General features: G+C 46.3%; 1 protein-coding gene. It reads left to right on the top strand.

Annotation, left to right across the window (positions count from 1 at the left end):
- The coding region (locus CK227_RS38060) for a hypothetical protein (protein ID WP_179302417.1) at positions 1–1,054 on the top strand (1,054 nt) is incomplete at both ends.

Genomic DNA, 1,054 nt, shown 5'->3' with positions numbered 1-1,054 from the left:
AAGAAAGAAAAAAGGAGAGGGGGAGAGGAAAGAAGGGGAAAGGGGAAGGAGGAAGAAGGAGAGGGAGAAGAGGGGGGGGGGGGGGAGAGAGAAGGAGAAAAGAGGAAAGAGGAAAAGAAAAAGAGGAGAAAGAAGAAAAGAAGAAAAAGAAGAAGAAGGGAAAAGGAAAAAAAAAAGAAGAAAAGGAAAAGGAGAGAAGAGGGGAGAAAAAAAAGGAGGAGGAAAGGAAAGAAGGAAAGAGAGGAAAGAAAGAAAAGAAGGAAGAAGAAGAGGAAAGGAAGGAAAGAAAAGAGAAGGAAGGGGAAGGAGAGAGGGAAGGAAAAGAAGAAGGAAGAGGAAAGGAAAAGGAGAGAAGGGGAAAAGAAGGGGGGGAAGGGAAGAGAGAAGAGGAAAGGAGGAAGGAAAGAAGAGGAAAAAAAGGGAGAAATCAAAGATAAGCAAAGGACCGGGGAGGGAGAGGAAGAAAAGAAGGAAGGGGGTAAGGGGGAAGAAAACAAAGAGAAGAAAAAGAAGAGGAGAAGGAGAGAGAGAAAGAAAGAAAGGAAGAAGAGGGAGAAGAAGGGGAAGGGAGAAAAAGAGAGGAGGGAGGAGGGAAGAGAGGGAAGGAGGGGAGAAGGAGAGGAGAAAAAGGGGAGGAAAAAGGGAGAAGGGAGGAGGGAAGGAGGAAGAAGAAAAAGGGGAGAAGAAGTGTGAAGAAGGAGGAGAAGAAGGGAAGGAAAGAGGGGGAAAGGGGAGAGAAGGAGAGGAAGGAGGAAAAGGAGAAGGGAGGGAGGGAGGAAGGGGAAGGGAAAAAAAAGGGAGGGAAAAGGGAGGAAGGGAAGGGAGAAGGAGGGGGGAGGAGGAGGAAAAAAGAGAAAGAAAGAAAAGAGGGACGAAGAGGGAAGAAAGGGAGAAAAGGAGAAGGGAAAGAAGGAGGAGGGAGAGAGAAAAGAAGAGAAAGAAAAAGGAGAAGGGAAAGGAGAGGAAAAGAAAGAAAGGAGAAAAAGAAAAAGGGGAAGGGAGGAAGAAGAAGAGAAAGGGGAAAAAAGAAAAGGGAAAGTATGACGCAAATTCG

The organism is Mesorhizobium sp. WSM4308 (assembly GCF_002294905.1).
Classification (GTDB): Bacteria; Pseudomonadota; Alphaproteobacteria; order Rhizobiales; family Rhizobiaceae; genus Mesorhizobium.
This window is presented reverse-complemented; position numbering and strand designations above follow the sequence as displayed.